Annotated in this window: 22 protein-coding genes; 5 read left to right on the top strand and 17 right to left on the bottom strand. The window is 43.8% G+C overall.

What is annotated here, in order from left to right:
* The first annotated feature begins 67 nt into the window (after positions 1 to 67).
* Both AC3CID_RS02575 and btsR read left to right on the top strand, forming a co-directional pair.
* Positions 68 to 1,738, top strand: a complete 1,671-nt coding sequence (locus AC3CID_RS02575; RefSeq protein WP_114632993.1) for a sensor histidine kinase — start codon at positions 68 to 70, stop codon at positions 1,736 to 1,738.
* Positions 1,739 to 1,843: 105 nt separating this feature from the next.
* Complete coding sequence (gene btsR / locus AC3CID_RS02570) at positions 1,844 to 2,575, top strand: two-component system response regulator BtsR (protein ID WP_237300710.1); 732 nt, start codon at positions 1,844 to 1,846, stop codon at positions 2,573 to 2,575.
* Positions 2,576 to 2,699: 124 nt separating this feature from the next.
* Here btsR and ispH read toward each other — a convergent pair whose 3' ends face one another.
* From ispH to murJ, 6 genes are all read right to left on the bottom strand, one after another.
* Positions 2,700 to 3,656 carry a 4-hydroxy-3-methylbut-2-enyl diphosphate reductase gene (gene ispH, locus AC3CID_RS02565; RefSeq protein WP_029222310.1) on the bottom strand — a complete coding sequence of 319 codons (957 nt, stop codon included), beginning with the start codon at positions 3,654 to 3,656 and terminating at the stop codon, positions 2,700 to 2,702.
* A gap of 176 nt (positions 3,657 to 3,832) precedes the next feature.
* Positions 3,833 to 4,264, bottom strand: a complete 432-nt coding sequence (gene fkpB / locus AC3CID_RS02560) for an FKBP-type peptidyl-prolyl cis-trans isomerase (protein WP_146457888.1) — start codon at positions 4,262 to 4,264, stop codon at positions 3,833 to 3,835.
* Between the two features lie 194 nt (positions 4,265 to 4,458).
* Positions 4,459 to 4,959: a signal peptidase II gene (gene lspA / locus AC3CID_RS02555; RefSeq protein ID WP_004735054.1), complete on the bottom strand. Its 501-nt coding sequence runs from the start codon at positions 4,957 to 4,959 to the stop codon at positions 4,459 to 4,461.
* A gap of 160 nt (positions 4,960 to 5,119) precedes the next feature.
* Entirely contained in the window at positions 5,120 to 7,978 is a 2,859-nt protein-coding gene (gene ileS / locus AC3CID_RS02550; RefSeq protein ID WP_004735055.1) for an isoleucine--tRNA ligase, read from the bottom strand.
* Positions 7,979 to 8,041: 63 nt separating this feature from the next.
* Positions 8,042 to 8,977 carry a bifunctional riboflavin kinase/FAD synthetase gene (gene ribF, locus AC3CID_RS02545; protein WP_017077722.1) on the bottom strand — a complete coding sequence of 312 codons (936 nt, stop codon included), beginning with the start codon at positions 8,975 to 8,977 and terminating at the stop codon, positions 8,042 to 8,044.
* 70 nt (positions 8,978 to 9,047) lie between these two features.
* Entirely contained in the window at positions 9,048 to 10,610 is a 1,563-nt protein-coding gene (gene murJ, locus AC3CID_RS02540) for a murein biosynthesis integral membrane protein MurJ (RefSeq protein ID WP_488526903.1), read from the bottom strand.
* A 251-nt stretch (positions 10,611 to 10,861) separates the two neighbouring features.
* Here murJ and rpsT point away from each other — a divergent pair, with 251 nt between their 5' ends.
* Complete coding sequence (rpsT, locus tag AC3CID_RS02535) at positions 10,862 to 11,122, top strand: 30S ribosomal protein S20 (protein WP_012603273.1); 261 nt, start codon at positions 10,862 to 10,864, stop codon at positions 11,120 to 11,122.
* Between the two features lie 425 nt (positions 11,123 to 11,547).
* Here the strand turns inward: rpsT and AC3CID_RS02530 are convergent, their stop codons facing one another.
* Positions 11,548 to 11,841 (bottom strand): ArsR/SmtB family transcription factor, encoded by a 294-nt coding sequence (locus AC3CID_RS02530; RefSeq protein ID WP_004735028.1) that lies wholly within the window; start codon positions 11,839 to 11,841, stop codon positions 11,548 to 11,550.
* Between the two features lie 99 nt (positions 11,842 to 11,940).
* Entirely contained in the window at positions 11,941 to 12,831 is an 891-nt protein-coding gene (gene nhaR / locus AC3CID_RS02525) for a transcriptional activator NhaR (protein WP_004735027.1), read from the bottom strand.
* Between the two features lie 390 nt (positions 12,832 to 13,221).
* On the opposite strand from nhaR, the gene AC3CID_RS02520 reads away from it, so the two are divergent.
* Entirely contained in the window at positions 13,222 to 14,367 is a 1,146-nt protein-coding gene (locus AC3CID_RS02520) for a Na/Pi symporter (RefSeq protein ID WP_004735026.1), read from the top strand.
* Between the two features lie 263 nt (positions 14,368 to 14,630).
* Here AC3CID_RS02520 and AC3CID_RS02515 read toward each other — a convergent pair whose 3' ends face one another.
* The 7 genes from AC3CID_RS02515 to rppH all read right to left on the bottom strand — a co-directional run bounded on the left by AC3CID_RS02515 (position 14,631) and on the right by rppH (position 22,163).
* Entirely contained in the window at positions 14,631 to 15,107 is a 477-nt protein-coding gene (locus AC3CID_RS02515) for a hypothetical protein (protein WP_171313351.1), read from the bottom strand.
* Positions 15,108 to 15,324: 217 nt separating this feature from the next.
* Positions 15,325 to 16,719, bottom strand: a complete 1,395-nt coding sequence (locus AC3CID_RS02510; protein ID WP_488526902.1) for a winged helix-turn-helix domain-containing protein — start codon at positions 16,717 to 16,719, stop codon at positions 15,325 to 15,327.
* Positions 16,720 to 16,851: 132 nt separating this feature from the next.
* Positions 16,852 to 17,703 (bottom strand): thymidylate synthase, encoded by an 852-nt coding sequence (locus AC3CID_RS02505; RefSeq protein ID WP_009848438.1) that lies wholly within the window; start codon positions 17,701 to 17,703, stop codon positions 16,852 to 16,854.
* A gap of 9 nt (positions 17,704 to 17,712) precedes the next feature.
* The gene (gene lgt / locus AC3CID_RS02500; protein WP_054548382.1) at positions 17,713 to 18,534 is read right to left on the bottom strand and encodes a prolipoprotein diacylglyceryl transferase; all 822 of its coding nucleotides are present in this window, start codon (positions 18,532 to 18,534) and stop codon (positions 17,713 to 17,715) included.
* A gap of 58 nt (positions 18,535 to 18,592) precedes the next feature.
* A complete protein-coding gene (locus AC3CID_RS02495) occupies positions 18,593 to 19,384 on the bottom strand; it encodes a sulfite exporter TauE/SafE family protein (protein ID WP_054548383.1) in 792 nt (263 codons plus the stop codon).
* A gap of 8 nt (positions 19,385 to 19,392) precedes the next feature.
* Positions 19,393 to 21,642 (bottom strand): phosphoenolpyruvate--protein phosphotransferase, encoded by a 2,250-nt coding sequence (gene ptsP, locus AC3CID_RS02490; protein ID WP_004735019.1) that lies wholly within the window; start codon positions 21,640 to 21,642, stop codon positions 19,393 to 19,395.
* A gap of 2 nt (positions 21,643 to 21,644) precedes the next feature.
* A complete protein-coding gene (rppH, locus tag AC3CID_RS02485) occupies positions 21,645 to 22,163 on the bottom strand; it encodes an RNA pyrophosphohydrolase (RefSeq protein ID WP_004735018.1) in 519 nt (172 codons plus the stop codon).
* A gap of 616 nt (positions 22,164 to 22,779) precedes the next feature.
* Here rppH and mutH point away from each other — a divergent pair.
* Positions 22,780 to 23,445 (top strand): DNA mismatch repair endonuclease MutH, encoded by a 666-nt coding sequence (gene mutH, locus AC3CID_RS02480; protein ID WP_086027492.1) that lies wholly within the window; start codon positions 22,780 to 22,782, stop codon positions 23,443 to 23,445.
* 86 nt (positions 23,446 to 23,531) lie between these two features.
* On the opposite strand, the gene AC3CID_RS02475 is transcribed toward mutH, so the two are convergent.
* Both AC3CID_RS02475 and AC3CID_RS02470 read right to left on the bottom strand, forming a co-directional pair.
* Positions 23,532 to 23,843 (bottom strand): DUF6482 family protein, encoded by a 312-nt coding sequence (locus AC3CID_RS02475; protein ID WP_004735016.1) that lies wholly within the window; start codon positions 23,841 to 23,843, stop codon positions 23,532 to 23,534.
* Positions 23,844 to 24,057: 214 nt separating this feature from the next.
* Positions 24,058 to 24,309, bottom strand: a complete 252-nt coding sequence (locus tag AC3CID_RS02470) for a hypothetical protein (protein WP_004735015.1) — start codon at positions 24,307 to 24,309, stop codon at positions 24,058 to 24,060.
* Between the last annotated feature and the right edge of the window lie 177 nt (positions 24,310 to 24,486).

Genomic DNA, 24,486 nt, shown 5'->3' with positions numbered 1-24,486 from the left:
CACAAGCAAAGCTACCGTTACCACGCAATGAGCTTTACACTTAACCAGCGTCTCAATAGGTGAAAATATGGAACTCATTCTCTCTCTGCTGCAACAAACCTGTGTTTACTTAGTAATTGCTTACATGCTAAGTAAAACTCCACTGATTCTCCCTTTGTTGAGCATCTCTTCACGCTTAAGTCATAAAGTCAGCTGTTATGTTCTGTTTTCTCTGTTCTGTATTATGGGCACCTATTTTGGACTACAGATTAATGACGCGATAGCCAATACGCGCGCGATGGGTGCGGTCATGGGTGGTCTATTTGGCGGCCCTGTCGTTGGCTTTGCCGTCGGCTTTACTGGCGGTATTCACCGTTACTCATTAGGCGGATTCACAGACTTGGCTTGTGCTATTTCCACCACAGCTGAAGGCTTGATTGGCGGCCTATTGCACGTTTATCTCGTCAGAAAGAACAAAGCGAGCCAGCTGTTTAATCCATTGGTGGTTTTCTCTGTTACCTTGTTTGCAGAGATTATTCAAATGCTAATTCTGTTAGCGGTCGCGAAACCATTCGAGCAGTCCTACGCTCTGGTTTCTGATATTGCCGCGCCAATGATCATTGCTAACTCGGTCGGTGCGGCGCTGTTCATGAGCATCATCCAAGATCGGAAAACCATCTTCGAGAAGTATTCGGCAACTTTCTCACGCCGCGCATTAACCATCGCCGAGCGTTCAGTGGGTATTTTGCATGGTGGATTCAATTCGGATAATGCGCAAAAAATCGTGCGTATCATTTACGAAGAGACCAACGTTGGTGCGGTGGCAATCACCGACCGAGAAAAAATCCTAGCGTTCATCGGCATTGGTGATGAACACCATATTCCGAACACCCCTATTTCATCGCAGAGCACGCTCACTTCGATGGAACAGAACGACATCATCTACCTTGATGGCAAAGAGAATCCATACCAATGCTCCCTTTCGCAGGATTGTAAGTTAGGCTCCGCGCTAATTATCCCGTTAAGAGCAGGAAACGAAGTCATCGGAACCATCAAACTGTATGAACCAAAGTTGAAACTATTCTCGACCATCAATATGTCGATGGGTGAAGGTATCGCTCAGCTATTGTCGAGCCAGATCCTGTTTAGTAATTATCAACAACAGCAAACGCTACTTACCCAAGCAGAAATAAAACTGCTGCACGCTCAAGTGAACCCACATTTCTTGTTCAATGCGCTTAACACCATCAGCGCAGTGACACGTCGCGACCCAGATAAAGCTCGGGAGCTAATTCAGCATCTGTCTCACTTCTTTAGAAGTAACCTGAAGCAGAACATCAACACTGTAAAACTCAAAGATGAACTGGCACACGTGAATGCGTATCTAACCATAGAGAAAGCACGCTTTACCGATCGATTAGAAGTGGAATGGGATATCGACCCACAACTGTACGAGTCGCAACTGCCAAGCTTTACCCTGCAGCCACTGGTTGAAAACGCCATCAAACATGGGATTTCTAACATGCTGGAAGGCGGCCAAGTGAAGATCTATAGCGAAGCCTTCGAGGGTGGATTTAAGCTGATCGTGGAAGACAATGCAGGCAACTATCAAAAGCCTTCTCAAGACCATGTCGGTTTAGGGATGGAAATTGTTGATAAACGACTCACTAATTTCTTTGGACAAGATTCAGCACTAAAAATAGAATCTCAACCACAGCAATTCACTCGAATGAGCTTTATCATACCTATACTAAAATAAAGGTATTTTCGGAGACGAATCGCTCCGAGTTGAAACATTTAGAAGCAGACATTTAAAAGATAAGCGTGAATCAAGCAGGGATAGAACCAAGATGAAGATTGTAGGATGTTAAAGGCATTAGTTGTCGATGATGAGCTTTTTGCTCGCGAAGAACTGATTGAACTACTGACCGAAACAGGAGAAGTGGAAATCATCGGCCAAGCAAGTAACGCGATCGAAGGACTTAAACAGATCAATCTGCTTAAGCCTGACGTGGTGTATTTGGATATCCAAATGCCGCAGGTTACCGGGATTGAACTGTTAAGCATGCTTGATCCAGACACGATGCCTTACGTGGTATTCGTGACCGCCTACGACCAATATGCGATCCAAGCGTTCGAGGATAATGCTTTTGACTACCTACTTAAGCCAGTTGAACCCTGTCGATTAAACAAGAGCGTTTGTCGTCTTAACAAGGTCATAAAACAAAACCAGAAAACACCGGAACAAGATATCTCTGCGATTGCTCCCTGTCACTTAGAGCAAATCCCGTGCATCGGCCATAACCGTATTGTGATCATGGCAAGCCAAACGGTCGAGTGTGCTTATTCCGATATCAGTGGTGTTCATGTTCGTAGCTCATCACAAACAGCAACATCGCAGTTAACCCTAAAGATCTTGGAAGAAAAAACCGACTTAATCCGCTGTCATCGACAATACTTGATCAACATAAAATCGATCCAAGAGATCAAACTGTTAGAGAATGGGTTAGCGGAGATCATCACGCTGACCGGTTTTGAAGTGCCTGTCAGTCGTCGCTATCTAAAAGCCTTAAAAGAGCAGCTCGGTCTCCAGTAACCCGTTAGAAATTCGACGCCTTGTTCTAAAGCGCGATCAAAAAAGCCAACGCATCAACGTTGGCTTCCTGCTGTTTACAAATCAATAGTGTTTGCGAATCGATCTTGTCACACATCAATAGTGATTAGTCGACTTGCTTAATCTGCAGCTCTTTCGGTACTTCGAAGAACATGTTCTCTTCACGACCTTGAATCTCCTCAACCTCGGTAGCACCCAGCTCACGAATACGATCTAAGATTTGGTTTACCAACTCTTCAGGAGCAGAAGCACCGGCTGTTACACCGATTTTCTTTTTTCCTTCAACCCATTCAGTTTGAATGTCTTCAGGGCAGTCTGTTAGATAACCTGGCGTACCGAGCTTCTCAGCTAGCTCTTTTAAACGAGTTGAGTTCGATGAGTTCTTAGAACCAACAACTATCACCACATCAACATCACCGGCCATCTCACGAATTGCGTCCTGACGGTTTTGAGTCGCGTAGCAGATGTCGTCTTTACGTGGGCCTTGGATCTCAGGGAACACTCGACGCAGCTCTTCAATCACGTCTGCAGTTTCATCAACTGACAACGTGGTTTGGCTAACGTAATGCAGGTTACTTGGATCATTCACCACTAGGTTCTGTACGTCCTCTGGTTTCTCAACCAAGTACATTCCACCTGTTTGGCTAGCGTACTGACCCATGGTGCCTTCCACTTCTGGGTGACCCGCGTGACCAATCAGAACCACTTCCATATGCTTGCGGCTCGCACGAGCAACTTCCATATGGACTTTGGTTACCAAAGGACACGTTGCATCAAATACGGTGAGTTCGCGCTCTTTCGCTTCTTTACGAACGGCTTGAGAAACACCGTGAGCAGAGAAGATCACGATGTTATCGTCTGGCACTTCACTTAACTCTTCGACAAAAATAGCACCACGTTGCTTTAGCCCTTCAACAACAAAGCGGTTGTGTACCACTTCATGACGAACATAGATCGGTGGCTGGTACATTTCGAGTGCACGCTCAACAATACTGATCGCACGATCGACACCGGCACAAAAGCCACGAGGGTTAGCTAACATTATTTTCATTTCATTGCTCATCATTTACCGCGGTACTAAGGTTGCTTCTATAGAGTTCGCTGTCAGCGAGGCTCGCATTCTACAGTGAAGCGCCTAGACAGTGAAGCTCTGGGTTACATCACAGCTGTAAGGTGATGTTATTCAACCGTCAAGATAGCGATTCTAACGCTAAGATAGTTAGTCCACCGCTAAAATAGTTAATCCACCGCTAAGATGTTGACGTCAAACGTAACGTCTTGGCCTGCTAGTGGGTGATTAAAATCAACGGTCACTGAATCACCTGCAATATCAGTGATAATACCCGGGATCTCCATACCGTCAGGACCTGAGAAAGCCATGATAGTACCGACTTCAACATCAGTACCACCAGCAAACTTCGCTTTATCCATGTGGTGGATATGGTCTGGGTTAGGCATACCAAACGCATCTTGTGCTTTCAGTTCGATAGACTTTTCCGTCCCAGCTTCAAGCCCAAGCAAACACGCTTCGAAGTTTTCGCTTAGGCTACCATCACCCATAACGAACTTAGCGGGCTTGCCCATATTTTCGGTGCTATCGGCAACTGAACCATCCTTCATTTTAATCGTAAAATGTAGAGTTACTGCTGAATCATTTTTAATTGCTGCCACGTTACTTTCCTTAGATTTCTTTATTATTTGAGGATGCGCTGTGCTTTGCTTCCTTGTTGACTGAAGCATAAAAAAAAGCGCCGTCGGAATCAACCGACAGCGCTTAGGGCTATTCTATTCTGTGAGTCATAGACTGACTTTAGGGCAATCTATTTAAAAGCGATTTACTTAATACTCATTAATGCTTGAGTCGCCTATTTACTTTCATCTTTCTTGCGAAAGCCATCTAAGATAATCATCGCAGCACCGATACAGATCCCCATATCAGCCAAGTTGAATGCAGGCCAATGGTAAGTACCCCAGTAGAAATCTAAGTAATCGACAACAAAGCCGTGTACTACTCGGTCAAATACGTTACCTACCGCGCCACCAATGATGATCGCATAAGCAATGTTATTCCACTTCTCTGCCGCAGGTAGTTTGCTCATCCAGTATGTCAGCATGCCCGTTACCGCAAAGGCGATACCAGTAAATAACCAACGCTGCCAGCCACTCTGATCGCTCAGAAAGCTAAATGCTGCACCATAGTTATGGACATACAAAAAGTTAAAGAATGGCAACACCTCAATACGGTTTGCCCAGCCATAACCCATGTTGTCCATGACAAAGAGTTTGATACCGATATCAGCAAGGAACACCAACAGAGCCAGCCATAACCAACGCACACCAGATTGTTTTAACGAAACTTCACTCATTTCTATTCCTAGTATTTACGAAGCCAGTACCCATTTAATCATCCTGTTTAAGGGATGATGAGCACTCCACTCGGTTAAACACATTTCCTATAATTAAAAATAACCCCAGTTGATACTGGGGCTATGATTTTTACAAAAAGTTCAGTCTTTCTCTGAGTCGTTATGCGTATTTACGCACTTCGCCTTCACCGTCGATGTTCGACACACAACGACCACAAATTTTCTCGTGACCTTCGATTGTGCCTACATCTGGAGTGTGGTGCCAGCAACGGTCACACTTCTCAGCTTCAGTTGCTGCGACTTCAACGTATAAACCTGCAACGTCTGTCGCTTGAGCTGTATCAGACTTGTCGCTAAGCGGCTTAACAACAGCAGCAGAGGTGATAAGTACGAAACGTAGCTCATCTTCTAGCTTGTTGATTTTAGCAGCCAGTGCGTCGTCAGCGTATAGAGTCACTTCAGCCTGCAATGCACCACCGATCGTTTTCTCTTTACGAGCATCTTCAAGAAGCTTGTTCACTGCGCCACGAACTGACTGGATTTCAGTCCAGAATTCGTTGCTTAGCTCTTCGTCGTCAGCAAGACCAAATAGGCCTTCGAACCACTCGCCTGTGAATACAAACGTGTCGCGCTCGCCAGGCATCTCGTTCCAGATTTCATCTGCAGTGAACGACATGATAGGCGCCATCCAACGAACTAGAGCTTCTACAATGTAGTAAAGCGCCGTTTGACAGCTACGTTGAGCATGGCTGCCCTGTTTCGCTGTGTACTGACGGTCTTTAATTACGTCTAGGTAGAAAGAACCCATTTCGATAGAACAGAACTGCATTAGACGTTGAGTCACACCGTGAGTGTTGTACTCACCGTATGCTTTAACAATCTCTTCTTGTGCAGCTTGAGCACGGCCAACAGCCCAGCGATCAAGTGCTACCATTTCTTCAGCAGGCACTAGGTCAGTTTCAGGGTTGAAACCGTTCAAGTTCGCTAGGAAGAAACGAGCCGTGTTACGAATACGACGGTAAGCATCAGCAGAACGCTTAAGGATCTCGTCAGAAACCGCAACTTCGTTAGTGTAATCCGTAGAAGCAACCCATAGACGTAGGATATCTGCGCCTAGCTTGTTGGTTACATCTTTAGGAGCAACAACGTTACCGATAGATTTAGACATCTTACGGCCGTTACCATCAACCACGAAACCGTGCGTTAGCACTTGCTTGTATGGTGCTTCGTCTTTCATCGCGATAGATGAAATCAAAGATGACTGGAACCAGCCACGGTGTTGGTCAGAACCTTCAAGGTACAGATCAGCACTGTGCGTTCTTTCTTCATTCGGGAAGTTGTACTCTTCACGAGAATCCACAACAGAGAAGTGCGTTACACCTGAGTCGAACCATACGTCTAACGTATCAAGTACTTTCTCGTACTTGTCAGCGTCTTCAGCACCCATAAGTTCAGCAGCATCTACATCCCACCAAGCTTGAATGCCTTTTTCTTCCACAAGCTTCGCTACTTTTTCAATAAGAGCTGGGCTATCTGGGTGAAGTTCTGATGTTTCTTTATGAACGAACAGAGCAATTGGCACACCCCAAGTACGTTGACGAGAGATACACCACTCAGGGCGACCTTCGATCATACCTTCGATACGGCTTTGACCCCATTCTGGCATCCATTCAACACTCTTCGTTGACTCTAGTGCTTTTGCACGTAGGCCAGCTTGATCCATAGAGATGAACCACTGCGGTGTTGCACGGAAGATGATTGGAGTTTTATGTCTCCAACAGTGTGGGTAGCTGTGCTCGTAAGCGTGGTGATGCAGTAGTGCACCTTTCTCTTTTAGAACTTCTAAAACAGAATCGTTCGCTTTGAATACATGCTGACCAGCAAATAGCTCAGTATCTGGCAGGTAAACGCCGTTTGAACCTACTGGGTTAGCGATTTCTAGGTCGTACTTCTTACCAACCACGAAATCCTCTTGACCATGACCAGGCGCAGTGTGAACCACACCAGTACCTGAATCCGTTGTAACGTGGTCGCCAAGAACAGCAGGAACAGTAAAATCGTAGAACGGGTGGTTGAACTGAGAAAGCTCAAGATCAGCACCAGTCGCAAAACCAAGGTTATGGAAGTGCTCGATACCTGTACGATCCATTACGTCTTTTGCTAGTTCAGAAGCAACAACGATACGTTGAGCTGGCTGTTCGCCATTCGCTTCAACTTGGATAAGTACGTATTCAAGATCATCACGTAGACATACTGCGCGGTTAGCAGGCAGAGTCCACGGTGTTGTCGTCCAGATAACGATAGAGATTTCGCCCTGACCCGCGTGACCTTCCGCTAGAGTAAACTTCTCTAGAAGCGCCGCTTCGTCAGCTGCTGTAAATTTCACATCGATAGATGGAGAAACTTTATCTTTATATTCAACTTCAGCTTCAGCCAAAGCAGAACCACAGTCAGTACACCAGTGAACGGGTTTAAAACCTTTAAGAAGGTGACCTTTGTCTGCGATTTTGCCTAGAGAACGAATGATGTTCGCTTCAGTGCCGAAATCCATAGTGCGGTAAGGTTTATCCCACTCGCCCATGATACCAAGACGTTTGAAGCTCTCTTTCTGACCTTCAACTTGGCCCGCAGCGTACTTACGACACTCTTCGCGGAATTCAGCAGCTGAAATCTTCTGACCAGGCTTACCTTTCTTCTTCTCAACCATTAACTCGATTGGAAGACCGTGACAGTCCCAACCTGGGATGTACGGTGCATCAAAACCAGAAAGGGTCTTAGATTTGATAATAATGTCTTTAAGAATCTTATTCAGCGCGTGGCCAATGTGAATGTCGCCGTTCGCGTATGGAGGGCCATCATGCAGCACGAAAGATTTTTTACCTTTCTTTGCCTTACGGATTTCACCGTAAAGATCTTCTTTGTACCAACGCTTCAGCATTTCTGGTTCACGATTTGCCAGATTGCCGCGCATTGGGAACCCTGTTTCTGGTAAGTTCAGGGTATCTTTATAATCACTCATCGATTCTTAATTCCGTTATATTGGGCGAAGTTAGACATTATGTTAATCGGTGGAATCATCCGACTAATTCTTTAGCTGAAGCAGCCACACCCTTGCGGCTTCAGCATCCAATTCTATTTGATTCTTTAGTGCGTCGAACGATTCAAATTTTATCTCGTCGCGCAGTTTGTGCAAAAGTCGTACTTCTAACTGTTTACCATATAAATTGGCTTTAAAGTCAAAAAAGTGCACTTCTAATTGCTGCCTTACACCATTAACCGTTGGTCGTTGTCCAATATTAGCAACGCCACCGACAGGAACACCGTCGATATCCAATGCTTCAACAACATACACTCCCGATACAGGAGAAACACAACGTTTTAATGGAATGTTAGCGGTAGGGAAACCGATAGTTCTCCCTAATTTACGACCATGAGACACACGACCACTAATACTGTAGTCACGCCCTAACATGGTAGCACTTGCAGCCAAATCATCGACCGCTAGTGCATTCCGTATCTCAGTACTGCTTACTCGTAATTGATTTAAGCAATAGCTTTGGGTGCTTACCACCTCAAAACCATATTTTTCACCTGCTTCTTTAAGCATCGCGAAATTACCTGTTCGACCTTTGCCAAAGCAAAAATCGTCACCAACCACTAAGAATTTCACACCAAGCTTATCAACCAAAAGATCCTTAATGAATGCTTCTGCGGATAAGCTTGCAAAATACTGATTAAAATTCACACACAACAACCGACTGATATCTAGCTTACTCAGTTGCACATATTTATCTCGTAAGCGAGTTAAACGTGCTGGCGCTTTACCTCGGGCAAACAGCTCCATAGGCTGTGGTTCAAACGTCATGACAACAGAAGGGAGCCCTAATGCTGCAGCTTGTTTAGAAACCTGACTCAGAACCTCTTGATGTCCTAAATGAACACCATCGAAGTTACCTATGGTTAATACACAGCCATGATGCTGCGCTTTAATATTGTGTATACCTCGGATCAGTTCCATTATGATCAGCTAAAACCTGTTATTTGCATCATTTATTGTGTGAAACCGACGGATTATATACTAATCAGTATTAATCTGTCGCTGCTTTTAAATGTTTTACTCGGATACCTAAAATCAGTACCGAAACAATATAAACAAAGCCACCAAGTCCAATCAAGCCTGTTAATGTCAGCGCTCTCTGGCTAAAGCTCCATTCAAGCCAATGTTGCATATTATCCAACTGCCATAAAATCGCCGCGACCATCACTACGCCAGAGACAAGCAACTTGGCACTAAACAACAAGGTTGTCTTAGTTAATTGATAGACACCCGCAAGATGTAAACCCCGATATAGCAAGGTCATATTCACAAAGGCAGACAAGGCCGTCGCAATCGCCAAACCAACATAACCATAGAAGTAAGCAAAGATCGCGTTGAACACCATGTTGGTAACCATAGCGATAATGCCGTACTTCACAGGGGTTTTAGTATCTTGGCGAGAGTAATAGCCCGGAGCTAACACTTTAATCAGCATGAAGTTAAGCAAACCCGATGCGTAAGCAACCAATGACATTGATGCTTGCTGTACATCATGTGGCGAAAACTCACCACGCATGAAGAGCACCATCAGCATCGGCTTAGCTAACACTATCAGGCCTAACATCGCAGGAATGCCAAGCAGCAACACCATACGCACACCCCAGTCCATTGTGTGCGCAAACCCTTCACCTTGAGCTTCAACGTGTTTACGAGACAAAGCAGGAAGAATGACAGTTGCAATCGCAATACCGAATAGACCTAGTGGGAATTCAAGCAGTCGGTCTGAATAATACAACCAACTGATCGAACCGGTCGCTAGGAAGCTAGCAATAAAGGTATCAAACAATAAGTTAATTTGGCTGACCGATACACCGAACAGAGCTGGGATCATTAGCGTGCGGATCTTTACAACGCCCGGATCTCTCCAGCCCCACTTCGGCTTAACCAGAACACCCGCTTTTATCAAGAAAGGCATTTGGAAAAGGAATTGGACTAAACCACCAAGAAACACACCGATTGCCAAGCCAATTTCAGGCTGTTCTAAATTAGGAGCAAGAAACCAAGCACAAGCAATGATCATTACGTTCAAGAAAACAGGTGTAAATGACGAAACCGCAAATTTACCCATGGTATTGAGGATTGCACCAGATAAGGCAACAAAGGTAATAAACCATAAATAAGGAAAGGTAATCTTGAGCATAAAGCTCGCCAGCTCAAATTTAGGGGCTGCTGGGCCGTCATTCAACCAGTCGATAAACCAACCTGCACCAAACATCGCAGTGATCACACCCGAGCCCAAGACTCCGATAACGGTCACTATAGACACTAAAACCCCGAGCGTACCCGACACTTTAGCAATTAAATCTCGTGTCTTATCTTTATCACCTGCGGCGTGATATTCTGTTAATACAGGAACAAACGCTTGAGAAAACGCACCTTCTGCAAAAAGTCGACGTAAGAAATTAGGAATTTTATTAGCGAAGAAAAATACGTCGGCACTCGCTCCTGCTCCCATCAAATTTGCTACTACTACATCACGTACTAGCCCCAACACACGGGAAACAAAAGTCATTGCACTGACAATCAGGCCTGACTTTAATAGTCGTTTACTCACAGAAACCTCTGACACTGGTTGATTACTTTCAAGCAAGGATAAATACTATCCTGTCCTTAGAAGCATAATTATTAGCATTGGTCTAAAAATGCTGTTAGAATCCCCGCCATCTTAACCGCGATGACCTTTCCATACCAAAATTTGTTTTGGCTGAGATTGGTTTTTGCACAAATCATTTGACAATTAAGCGCCTATGAGGGATAGTCCTCGCCCTTAAATTGTCACCGAACTAAGTTTTTGGGAGTTAGACCTTGGCAAACAGTAAATCTGCTAAGAAGCGCGCTATCCAAGCTGAGAAACGTCGCCAGCACAATGCTAGCCGTCGTTCTATGATGCGCACTTACATGAAAAAAACTATTGCAGCTATTGAAGCTGGCAATAAAGAAGCTGCAACTGCTGCTCTTGTAGAAGTTACACCTCTTCTAGACCGCATGGCGACTAAAGGCCTTATTCATAAGAATAAAGCTGCACGTCATAAGTCTCGTTTCGCTGCTGCAATCAAAGCTCTTTAATAGAAATTTGATTACAACGCAAAACGAAAAAAACCGGCCTCGGCCGGTTTTTTTATATCTAAATTTTGAGTAACACAGCGATTTTTCTTACTGAACATTACTTAGCTTACTTAAAAGCACGTGGTTTACCGACAGATACTTACTTACTAAAAGGCATTTGGCTAACTGACACGCATTTGCTGACTAAAAGGTATATCGCTTACTAAAGGCCTATCGCTTACTAAAGGCCTATCGCTGACTACAAGATATATCGCTGACCGATAGACAACTAAGCATATAAAAAACAGACAACTAGAAAATAAACAGACAAGAAAATAGATAAATAGGTAGGTAAATAGATAGGCACTAACATTCGACATGAAATACTGACACTTCCTTGTGTCATTCTATCACTGATAAGAAATCCCCCTCCTACCAGCAATAAGCTACTTGCAGTAAATACCATGCAGTAGGTTAATCATCGCTTTTACTTCTTCACTGCTCAATGTGTAATACACAGTTTGAGCTTCTTTGCGAGTTTCGACCAAACCATCTCTTCTCAACCAAGCAAGATGTTGAGATAAAGCAGACTGACTCAGTTCCAACTTGCCACACAACTCCCCAACTGACAGTTCAGTACCATGTAATAGGCACAAAATCTGTAAGCGACGCTCGTTGGCCATGGCTTTGAGTAGAATCACAGCTTGCGCTGAGTTCTTCTCCATCTCTTTTAAGTTCATAGTTTGGCTCCCTACAACCTTTACACCAACTACGGCTATTAGTATTTCCGGCATATGGTGGCGTTATGATAATCGATATCAATTCATTAACAAACCGCCTCACTCGAACAATTTGCTAAAATCTGCGTCACATACATTTTTTACTGCTGGATGTTGGATCATCCTCTCAGCAAATATGACGTAGTACTCCTCTTTTAACTCTTCAATACCAACCAATAACTGCAGTGATGAATCCTCTTCAACTTCAGACATATAAAGCGTAGGTGCTAAGAAGATAGCGTCATCGTGATAACGAGCAAAGGCCTTCATCAATGCCGCGTCATCAAACTCACCCAAAATATCGGGTTTAAGTCCTTGTCTATCAAACCATTGCAGCACTTTACGCCCCATCGAGGTTCGACTTCCTGGGATCAAAAGCTTTCTTTGCTCTAATACAGCCGGGAAGCTAACACCTTCAACCTTACCCGAACTGAAAAAACTCATTCCACTCTCACCCAACTTCTTACTAAACAGGCCAGGACTTTGACTAGAATCCACCGGACAGTCAGACAAGATCATATCGAGCTTATGTTGAGACAGTTGCTCAAGTAGCATTTCATGGGTCGATTCAAAGCAGCGTAAATGAATACTGTTATCTGGGGGAATAGTCGACATCAGAATCTTGCTGACAAGCCTTTTAGACAGCGCATCTGCAACACCAACATCAAACAGAATATTGGAGTGCTGGCTGTAATTCACGATATCCAACATCTCGTAGCTCAGGCCAAACATACGATCGGAATATTTAAAGACTAGCTGTCCAAGCTCTGTAGGCTCAACACTGCGACCATTGCGCTTGGTCAACTTGCCATCCATACGCTCTTCTAACGCTTTTATCTGACCTGTTACCGTTTGTGGTGTTAGGAATAGAGCTTCTGCTGCTTTAGTAACAGAGCCTTGCTTGCAAACCATCCAGAAGTAATAAAGGTGGTTATAGTTGAGGTGCGACATAGATGTGCCGTAATAAAAGAGTAGATACCCTTGTTATATCAAATATGACACCTTCGCTCAACAAACTCGGAAAAACCTAACCAAACTAGTTATTACCACTTATTTTTTCGAAGTGTCTGATTTCATAATGTAATATTTCAGCAATTATTTTTAATTTTTCTCTAACTTTTAAGATCTATATCACCTATCAAAAATACAAATAAAATCCAATAAAAACAACAAGTTAAGATAAGATCATTTCAAGACCAAATATTTAAAGGGCAAATCATCACAAAAAAGTCTCACCTAAACCAAAATGTAATATTACTGAAATATTTGTTCTCTAACATCACGCTCAGATTAAACAAACAGACCAAACACAGACTTAAACGGTCCAATGGAGAAAACATTATGAACCAAGCTACTACTGCAGCAGCGCCTATCTCGAGCACAACTCGTTGGCTACGCTGGGCTAACTTGGCATTCATGCTTTACCTACTATTACTTTCAGTTTCAATGGTTGGTACAGGCTTCAAATGGGCAACAGGCGAGCAAGCAAAGGTTCTTTTCGAATTTGCTTCACACCCAGTTGCAGGCTTAATGATTGGTTTAGTGGCAACAGCACTTATTCAATCATCAAGTACAGTTACTTCAATTATCGTTGGCCTTGTGGCAGGTGGTTTACCTGTTGAGCTAGCAATCCCTATGATCATGGGTGCGAACATTGGTACTACAGTAACCAATACGCTAGTTAGCCTTGGTCATGTTCGTTGTAAAGACGAGTTCAAACGTGCATTCGCAAGTGCGACGATTCACGACTTCTTTAACCTATTAGCTGTTGCTATCTTCCTACCACTAGAGATGGCGTTTGGTATTCTAGAGAAGATTTCTCACTGGTTAGTATCACCGATGCTAGCAACAGGTGATATGAGCATGGGTGGTCTTAACTTCATCAAGCCAATCACTAAACCAGTAGTCAGTGCGATTAAAGAGCCACTATCGACATTTGGCGACACTGTTGGCGGTATCATGCTTATCGTTCTAGGTATCGCGACTATCTTCGTAGCTATCACGGTAATGGGTAAGCTAATGAAGAGCCTGATGGTGGGTCGTGCTCGTGAGATTCTAAAGAACGCAATCGGTCGTGGTCCTATCCACGGTATCGCTTCTGGCTCTATCGTTACTATCCTTGTTCAGTCTTCTTCTACGACAACAAGCTTGATGGTTCCACTAGTAGGTTCAGGGGTTCTTAAAGTACGTGACGTTTACCCATTCACTCTGGGTGCAAACATCGGTACGTGTATTACCGCGCTATTAGCAGCGACAGCTGTATCTGGTGAGTTCGCAGTATTCGCACTACAGATTGCTCTAGTACACTTGGTGTTCAACATCATGGCAACGGTATTCATCTTTGGTATTCCGTTCCTACGTGAACTACCAGTAAAAGCCGCTGATATTATTTCTGACATGGCTGTGAAGAATAAATCTGTAGTGGCTGGTTACCTTATTGCGGTATTCCTTGTACTGCCTGGTACCGTGTTAGCACTGACGGCTTAATCGCTAAATAATTAGATAGCTTAACCGCTAACAAGACACATCGCTTATAACAAAGCCCGCAACCTCCTAGGTTGCGGGCTTTTTCTGTTTAAGAGCAGATGAGGGAAGCAAAAAGCAGATACTGGATGCGAGTGAACGAGTAACGAAGAGCTAAAAGCAAATTCGAAATATGAGAAAATCGGCAGAGAAAATATTACTCACCAGAGGACTCAGTTCTAGCTCTTCGTATCCCGCATCTCGTTTATTCGCATCTAAAAAAACGCTTACTTACCTTGCTCATTACGCAGATACATAATGGCAACCATGCCAAAGCCGATAAATTGCCATAAATACTGTCCGTCGCTTGCGCCAGTGATGGTTTGAGTGAAAGCCATACAACTTGTCACGAATAGAGAAGAAAAAGCTGCATAGAGTAACCACGGGCGTTCTTTACCAGCCATGAATTCACCAGCGATCACCGAACGAAGAACCAGTAAAAACGGCACACATTGCAAAGCAATCAAAATCGGGAACATAAAATCGAATGTTGGACTCAGCAGAGCATGACCGATTTGGCTCTTATCCCAAGTTCCTACAATATAGCCTTTCCAGCCAGCCCAAGTGTCACCTGAATAAGCGGTATCTGGCGTAATAAAGCCAAGCACAACGCCCATCACTTTATCGATAAAGCCATTTTTGAACCAAAAGACGAATAAGAAGATCTGAATTGGAATGATCTGAAAAGCAAACTTCTTCAACATGTGTGTACCCCAAATAATTAATGATTTGGTTACCAGTATGTGGAAGTCGATGTTTTTACGCTTGATGCAAGGCAATCGAGCCTGAGTCCAAACAATAATCAAACATGTTGAGAAGCCTGTCGGCACAAGAAAACCTTGCGGAAGAGCCGTTACTATTAGCGGTAACTCAACGTCTTCACTTCAAAGAGAATTATATGGTTTAGGAAAGGTTTGTTTTTTATAAAGATTTAATAAGATCAAACAGTTGGCCATTATACTCTTTTTTCACTTCGGTATAGCGCTGATAGTTGTATTGCGAACCTTCGGGGTTATCCGACAGCTTGTCAGCCACACTAAGTAGATAAAAACTGATTGGGCTCGGTGTACTTTCGGCAGCATAAAAAAGGTAAGGGAAAGCTTGATTAGCATGTTGGTTGATTAACAGTGCAAGACCCAACGTAAGGTTGGCAATATCACAACGCGGATTCATCTCAAAGGCTTGCTTTGCCAGTTGCAGTGCATGTTCGCGATCTTCTTGCTCATGACTTTGCAAATAAGCCAAAGATTCCGAATACGACAATAAGGCATTGACCAGATAATTGTCTCTTCCTTGCTGTTGAATCGTATCCAACTGAAGTGCGATCTCTGCAAATGGCTGTCCACCTTTGCCTTGGTAGAAAAGCGATATCCCCTCTGAAATAACCTTCCAATCATCGTAGTTATCAATAGCGGTCACTCGATGACTGACTACGCCGTATTCTGAACTCATAGGGGCAATTATGGCTTTAATCTCAAGAATCACATCCCCAATGGCATCAAAGAAGTTGTCTTGGCTAAAGCTCTTTTCCACTTTCTGGCTTTGATTGGGCTGGCGGTTGTTTTGTATCAGCACGCTCAGTACATAGTCACCGCCCTTTTTCTTGAGCCAACCTTTAAGTTCGACACCATTATTGGCAAGTGATTGCTTGCCCTGTTTCGATAGCTGAGAGAAGTGGTAACCCGATAAGTTTTTAGCCGAATTCAATCCATAGAAAAGATAGTTGTATACACTTTCCGACATCTCATAATCGTCCGCAGAATCGAGCGTAATATCATGGATATAAACGGGAATCACATTACTTTGATGAGCGGCAATACCCACAGTGTCATTGGTTGGGACATCGCTTTTCCATGCCAAAATTGCGATCAAACCGAACGCTAATACAGCGGTTGTAATAAAAGCGATAGTTTTATTTTTGGGCTTAGAAACAACAACTTTAGTTTCAGGTGGGAGTATATCTTCTGCAGGAGTAGTCTCAACGCTAGGCTGAATTATCTCAATATCAAACAGATAACCTTGCTTAGGAATGGTTTGAATGATGCGATACGGACGTGCTTTATCCAGAAGCTGACTGCGCAATAAACTGATGACCTGTCTGACCAAGTTGTCAGACACTTGAGTTCTTTGCCACACATCAGCAGCTATCTGCTGCGTACTAACCACTTGCCCGCGCTTCTCGATGAAATAGCTGAGCAGCCTTGCTTGTAGTGGCTCTAAATGAATCTCTTCACTATCAATCACCAACTGGTTTTTATCAGGGTAGAAAGCAATAGGAAAGTCGTGTTGCAATACAAAGCAATGCGAGCGAGTCATAGTAGTTCTGTGGTTAGAAAAGACCACTCAAGATTATTGGTTTTACGAATGGTAAGCAAGCCAAGCATCAGAAATAAAAAAGGCTGCGCAGAGGCAGCCTTTCGATCAATCAGTCAATCAAAGCAGATTAGATTAAACCGAGAATGGGTACTTAATCGCTTCGTGGCATTCGTAGCCTTCAACCCAGAAGTCATCCATCGTCACCCACGTTTCCAAATCTTCTAAAGACTTAATCTCAGGATTGATATGGAATGTTGGCCCAGCTAAAGGCTCACGCTTCAACTGGATATCACGCATAGGTGCGAGTTGATCTTCGTAGATATGTGCATTAACCAGCTTGTGGTAAGCCACACCGGCTTTCTTACCAGTGATTTGTGCCATGATTGCTAGGAACACATACACTTGCACCATGTTGAAGTTCAGGCCTAATGGAACATCACAAGAGCGCTGAGTACTGTTTAGGTACAAAGTGTCACCAAGCAGAGAGAAGTGGTGGCTATACATACACGGACGCAAACAACCCATGTGGAACTCACCTGGGTTATAGAAGTTTAAGATCTCGCCGCGGTCATCAATGCCGTTTGTTAGATCATCAACAATCTTCTTCAGTTGGTCGATATGACCGCCGTCAGGTTTTGCCCATGCACGTCCTTGAACGCCATAAACACGGCCCATGTCGTCTTCACCCTTGCGGTAAGGGTTATTCAGCCATGCTTCATTCAGGTTAGAATTCGCATCCCAAGTTTTAGTCCCTAGTTTGCGAAAATCTTCAGCATTGTCGTAACCGCGGATATAGCCAAGCAGCTCAGCAACTGCGGCTTTCCAGAAACTTTTACGTGTTGTTACCAGTGGGAATTGGTTATTACCAACATCATATTCAAGGTCAGCATTGATTACGGTTAGGCAGCGCTTGCCTGTGCGTTCATTTTCAATCCAAGTACCGTCATTAACGATACGCTGACAGAGATCTAAATACTGTTTCACACCAATTCCTTACTTCGTTTGTTGTGGTAATTCATCTTTGTAGTGACCACGCTTGTATGCCCAAACCATCATCAGCACACCGATGATAACCATTGGCAGTGACAAAATTTGTCCCATAGAGATAAATCCACCGAACAAACCTAGCTGAGCATCAGGTTCACGTACGTATTCAACTAGGAAGCGGAATGTACCATATCCTGCTAGGAATAACCCTGATACAGAACCAAGAGGACGCGGCTTTTTAATGAACCAGTTCAAGATGAAGAACAGTACAATACCTTCAAGCGCCATTTCATAAAGCTGAGATGGGTGACGAGGAAGTGGACCACCGTTAGGGAATACAATCGCCCATGGCACATCAGTCACACGCCCCCATAGCTCACTGTTCATGAAGTTGCCCATACGCCCCATACCTAAACCAAATGGCACTAATGGTGCAATCATGTCAGCGACACCAAAGAAGGTTCGACCGTTCTTTTTGGCATACCAAAACATCGCGGTGATCACACCAATCAAACCACCGTGGAAAGACATACCGCCAGTCCATACCTTAAATAGGTAGAGTGGATCTTCAATGAAAAGGCCAAAGTTGTAGAAAAGTACGTAGCCAATACGACCACCCAATACCACACCTAGAAATCCGGCAAACAGTAAGTCTGATACTTGCTCTCGAGTCCAACCACTACCGGGTTGATCAGCTCGGCGATTTGCTAACCAAAGAGCAAACATAAAACCGACAAGGTACATTAGGCCGTACCAACGAACTGAGATTGGTCCTAGTTCAATAAGAACAGGATCGATATTTGGGAATTCGATAAAACCCTGAGACATACTTGGCTCTCTATCTAAAATTGAATAACGGTTAACTCAACAGCTAACAGAAAAAACACTACAGCAGCATAGTGGCTGCTATAAACATTAAAAATACCGCAAAGAATTTCTTCAGCACGGGGGTTGGCAATTGAGTGGCCAGTTTAGCGCCAACTCGTGTGGTCAGAACTGAGGTACAAGATATCGCGATCAAAGCCGGTAGATAAACATAACCCAAGCTATACGCCGGAAGATCATCGACAGAAGAGCCATGCCAAATAAAGCCTAACATTCCCGAAATCGCGATAACACAACCACATACAGAGGATGAGCCAACCGCTTTGCGCATTTCCACACCGTGATGATTAAGGAAGGGTACCGATAAAGAACCACCACCAATACCAGCCAAGCTTGAAACCAAACCAATACCGCCACCACATAACATGGTCTTAGCTGAACCCGGCATCAACTTTTGACTCTTAGAGCGGATCGACAACAACATCTGCAACGCCAATACCAAGACAATCACACCAAAGACTTTTGGCAGATATTGAGCAGGAATAACGTCGGCGACAAAAGAACCTAGGAAACCACCAATCACCACGCCAGGCATCAACCACTTAACGACAAAAAGCTCCACATTACCCAATTTTAAATGGTTAATCGCAGACGACCCTGAGGTAACAATAATGGTTGATAACGAGGTTGCCAATGCCATTTGCATCGCAAACTCTTGAGGAATACCCGCTTTAGGAAGCAAAAACAGCAAGGCAGGAACTACCAGCAAACCACCGCCAATGCCTAGCAAGCCAGCTAAAACACCAACAATAGCACCAAGGCCTGCTAACAAGCCTATCAGTTCATATGACACGTTAAATCCTATTTTTTACCTGCTCGAATGAAGCCTGTAAATTCACGCTCTTCGAAATAGTTCAGCATCATACTATATATGTCACTACCATATGGTTTTGAAAGCGCTCTATTTGCCAAATCCTGTAATTCACTCAAGTTAGATTGGCGAATCAAATATTTAGTCCTCGCGACATTTGAGGTATTCATACTTAACGTCTCATACCCCAACCCAATCAGTAACAACGCGCCCATAGGATCACCGGCTAGCTCGCCACAAATACACACAGGTAATTGATGTTGCTTACAAGTATCATGAATTTGTTTTAATGCCATGATCACCGCTGGGTGCATTGATTCATAGACATCAGATACTCGTGAATTGTTCCGATCAACCGCTAATAAATATTGAGTTAAGTCGTTGGTACCGACTGAAACAAAGTCGACCTTATCAGCAATCAGCGGCAGTATGTAAAGCATTGATGGCACTTCAATCATGATACCAACGCGAGGCATACGCACTCGGTTATCAAGCTCATGCACTTCGTCATACGCTTGTTCAATAAGTTGTAGCGCGTCATCCAGTTCCTGAGCACCAGAGATCATCGGCAGCAAAATACTCAAGTTATGGCTTTCACAGCTCGCACGTAGCATGGCACGTAACTGAATAATAAAGATGTCAGGATGATCGAGCGTAAAACGAATACCACGCCAGCCAAGAAATGGGTTGTCCTCTTCGATTGGAAAATAAGGTAAGGCCTTATCGCCACCGATATCGAGTGTACGCATCACCACTTGCTTCTCAGGGTAGCTCGCGAGTACAGAACGGTATTGCTTGAACTGTTCGTCCTCTGACGGAAACCTCTGCTGCAACAAGAAAGAAATTTCGGTTCGATACAGCCCCACCCCATCAACGCCTTGGTTGATAGCGATATTGGTGTCGGCACTCAAGCCCGCATTAAGCAAGATCTCGACTTGCTGGTTGTCTTGCGTTTTTGCCGGTAAGTATAGTTCTCGATTGACCATAGAAGAGAGCTCACTCTCTTCTAAAATCAGCCCTTGATATTCTTTGAGCAGGTTTTGAGTCGGCTCAATAAAGATCTCGCCACTATAGCCGTCGACAATCGCTTGCTTACCATTAGCTTGAGCAAGATTTAGGTTAACCCCCATAACAGAAGGAATACCCAAAGCTCGAGATAAAATCGCGGCATGTGAGTTCGCCGCACCTTCCAAAGAAATAACAGCTAAAAGTTTTTCTTTGGGAATAGAGGCCAATACCGAAGCCGTTAACTCTCGAACCACCAAAATAATTGGCTTATCTAGCGTGCGAAGTTCATGTTCAGAATTGTGAAGGAAATAGAGCAATCTTTGACCAAGCTCTCGGATGTCTTGTGCCCTCTCACGAAGGTACACGTCTGACATACGAGCAAAGCGATTCGAGTAACTCTCAACAACCTGCCTTAATGCCCAATCGGCTTTATCGCCTTTCTGGATTTGGCTCTTAAGATCCTTACGCAACATGGGATCGTTGAGTAAGTGAGTAAACAGGTCAAAGATCGCCAACGCGTCTTTATTGATTTCACTATCTAGGCGCTTTCGCATTCGCTTAAAGTCATTGAGAGCATTTTCGACGGCGACTGCCAGCATTTCATGCTCTCTTTCAACATTAAGCGTCGATGCTGGATAAACATCGGTGAGTTCAGGCTGAGTGTTATCCCACCATAAATCACCAATCGCAACGCCCGATGAAGCTGCAATACCTTTAATCTTAGGTAGCTTCTGTTGCTCTAAAAGCCAATGGCCTTGAGTTTGAGCGTGCGCCACAATGACCGCAAGTTGTGCTGAGAGTGTGACAAGGAAGGATTCTTCCATCTCACTGAATAAACGAGGAGACTTCTGTTGAATGACCAATACGCCAAGCACTTGCTTACGATGGATAATCGGAGTGCCGAGAAAAGAGTGATAAACCTTTTCTCCAAGCTCTGGAAAAAACTTATAAGCAGGGTGAGCAGACGCTTGTGCAAGGTTGATAGGTTCAGCACTTCTTTTGACAAGGCCAACCAGACCTTCGTCAAAACCAATGTGAATGCTATTGCCTTTGAAGATCAGGCCTTGAGTTGCCATCAACTCAAGACGCTGCATATCATTATTTGCCAAATACACGGTGCAACATTCCGTCTGCATCGCACTGCATGTCTCTTTAACCAAAATATCAAGAGCCGTCGACACATCTTCAACTCTTGATACGTGTTCAACTATTTCCCTTAGTTGACTGAGCATGCTTAACCTCTACGCAATTTGCGTTTTCCTTTTGTTTTTCGCTCTTTAAACGGCATTGCTAAAGATGCGAATTCTTTCATCGCTCGACGGTAAACATCTCGCTTGAAAGAAACAACTTGTCGAACTGGGTACCAGTAACTCACCCAACGCCAACCATCAAACTCAGGTGTACTTCCACGCTGCATATTGATCTGCGATTCATCGCAATCTAAGCGTAAAAGGAACCACTTCTGTTTTTGTCCAATACAGACAGGTTTAGAATCCCACCGAACCAGTCGTTTGGGCAGCTTATAGCGTAACCAATGACGACTTGTCGCGACGATCTTTACATCCTTTTTAGTAAGGCCAACCTCTTCATACAACTCGCGGTACATTGCCTGTTCCGGAGTTTCACCTTCATCTATTCCCCCTTGAGGGAATTGCCATGAATGTTGCCCGTATCGTTTAGCCCAGAAGACCTGACCATGGTTGTTACAGATTACAATACCAACATTTAATCGGTAACCATCGCCATCTATCACTGGCCAACCTCTATCTAAATTTTTAATTACTCTGATTTTTCCACATATCCCCAATCGGAGCAAACTTAGTGACGTGACAAGCGCTATATTTATGAATATTAACTAAGAATATGGATAAGTTTTGCTCAAATTCTAGTTACCCACACAAGAGTGAGACATAGACCACATTTATTCACCTTTTCTGTGAATAACTATGTGAAGAATTACCCGCAATCGTTTTTTTTAATCCATAGATTCATCAACATCAAAAACACCAAGTCGAGTAAATATAATTTATTTAATTAAAAATCAATTGATTAGAATTATAATTTCATTTTTAAAAACATTAGAAAAGTAAAAGATCTTTCAAAAACAGAACATGGTTAAAGATCAACCACTCCGATGTTTATCCACACTAGTAAGCGAAAGATTCATTTTGAACCCCATTTGGCAAGCATTTAATCCACCATAAACCCCTGTTTATTTATCCACTAAATTAATATTTCAATTAATTACCTTTATGTCCTGTGGATAACCATGAGTTTGATCCCTTTCCTAACAAGGAGATCATTTCTTAACCAGTCGTCATATGGTGATAACTTCTGGTAAAATCATTTTTTTGATCATGTCTTTTATTATGAAACCAGAACCACAAACACAACAAGAGCTGCTAGACAGAGCGTATGCTATCGCCGGAATGACCTTTAAAGAGCTCGCCGATGAAGCTGAGATGGTGATGCCAAACGACCTCAAGCGTGATAAAGGCTGGGTTGGACAGCTATTGGAATGGCACTTGGGTGCGCCCGCAGGCAGTAAACCAGAACAAGATTTTGCCAAACTCGGTATCGAGCTTAAAAGCATCCCGATTGGCTACTCTGGAAAGCCACTCGAAACCACCTTTGTTTGTGTCGCTCCATTGATGGGCGTGCAAGGCATAACTTGGGAAACCAGTCACGTTCGAAACAAGCTGTCTAAAGTGTTGTGGATCCCAGTTGAGGGAGAAAGAGAGATCCCGCTGGCAGAAAGGCATGTTGGCTCCCCATTACTCTGGACACCAAGCCTAGCTGAAAACGAACTCCTGAAAAGAGACTGGGAAGAACTGATGGAGTTAATCGTGTTGGGTAATGTTGAACAGATAACAGCAAGACACGGCGAAGCACTGCATTTGCGACCAAAAGCGGCCAACAGTCGCGTGTTAACAGAAGCTTACGGTGCAAGTGGAAAACCTATCAAGACTAAGCCACGTGGTTTCTATCTACGGACTCAATTCACCCATAAATTGCTGACAACCCATTACGCATAGAGCTCTTATCTAGCATAGATGGACCAAACTATCAGTATGTTACAAACCGCCTGTAACTAGAATCAATCTCTAGCTACAAACGCTCTCTAATGAGGTTTGAGCGCCAGTTCAATATCACAGTAGCTTTGGCTCGGCTCATTACCAAACTCATCATAGGCGTTGTGTAAGCGAAGATACGCCTTTTCAAAACCGAGCCGGAGCAACTCTTCTTTCACTTGATCCAAGGATCCAAAGTGAAGCGGCTCACCGTCTTGCTTTACCGGTTCTAGCTTGTGTTTATATTCCACTGCTAATAGATATTCCGAGATATCGGAACAGCCAATAACGTATACCTTCGGTGTTTGATAAGAGTCTTTGTGCTCTCCATGTAACCACATGTCTAATTGATGCTTTTGCATAGCCGGCCTCCCTTGCTCTATAAAGCGTAGTAGAACTCTTTTTCTTTACTAGATAACGACTTAAAAAAGCACACATAACGGCTTAAAAAAGCAAAAAAGAGAAGCAAGTGCTTCTCTTTTTTGGCCAGTTTTAGTTCAAAAGCTTGCACTTCCGACGCCACAACTATCACTGATATTTATCTTAAGGGGTGAAAGGCGCTATCACCCCACAAGGTTACGTCGGTATTCGTGCGCTTAAGACTCGACGAAGGTGACGAACTCGACGTTCAATCGTAACGACTTCAGGTTCAGAAAAACCAATTGGTCGACCATCGGCTTCAAGGCCAATATCTCTCAATAAATGAGTATTGTTCCATGGTAGATCGTATGAACTACGACGAACTTTTCGTTGCCATTCACGTTCTTCACGACGAAGATCTGCACGGATAAGGACTGTTGCTAGTTTTAAGTATACTGAGTGACGCATAATAACTCTCCAGTTGTAAAATAAACTGAGGAAAAATAGCGTATTAGATAGTATGAGGGCTTCTCACTTAGCTGCTATTTTTCCGCAGCCAAATAAGGGTACGGATCTATTAGTTAGGTTTATCTTGGGTGTTTCGATCGGCCATGGCTGATGTTTGTGACATAACTGTCACCATGT

It is taken from the genome of Vibrio sp. QJM3NY_21 (assembly GCF_057785975.1).
This window is presented reverse-complemented; position numbering and strand designations above follow the sequence as displayed.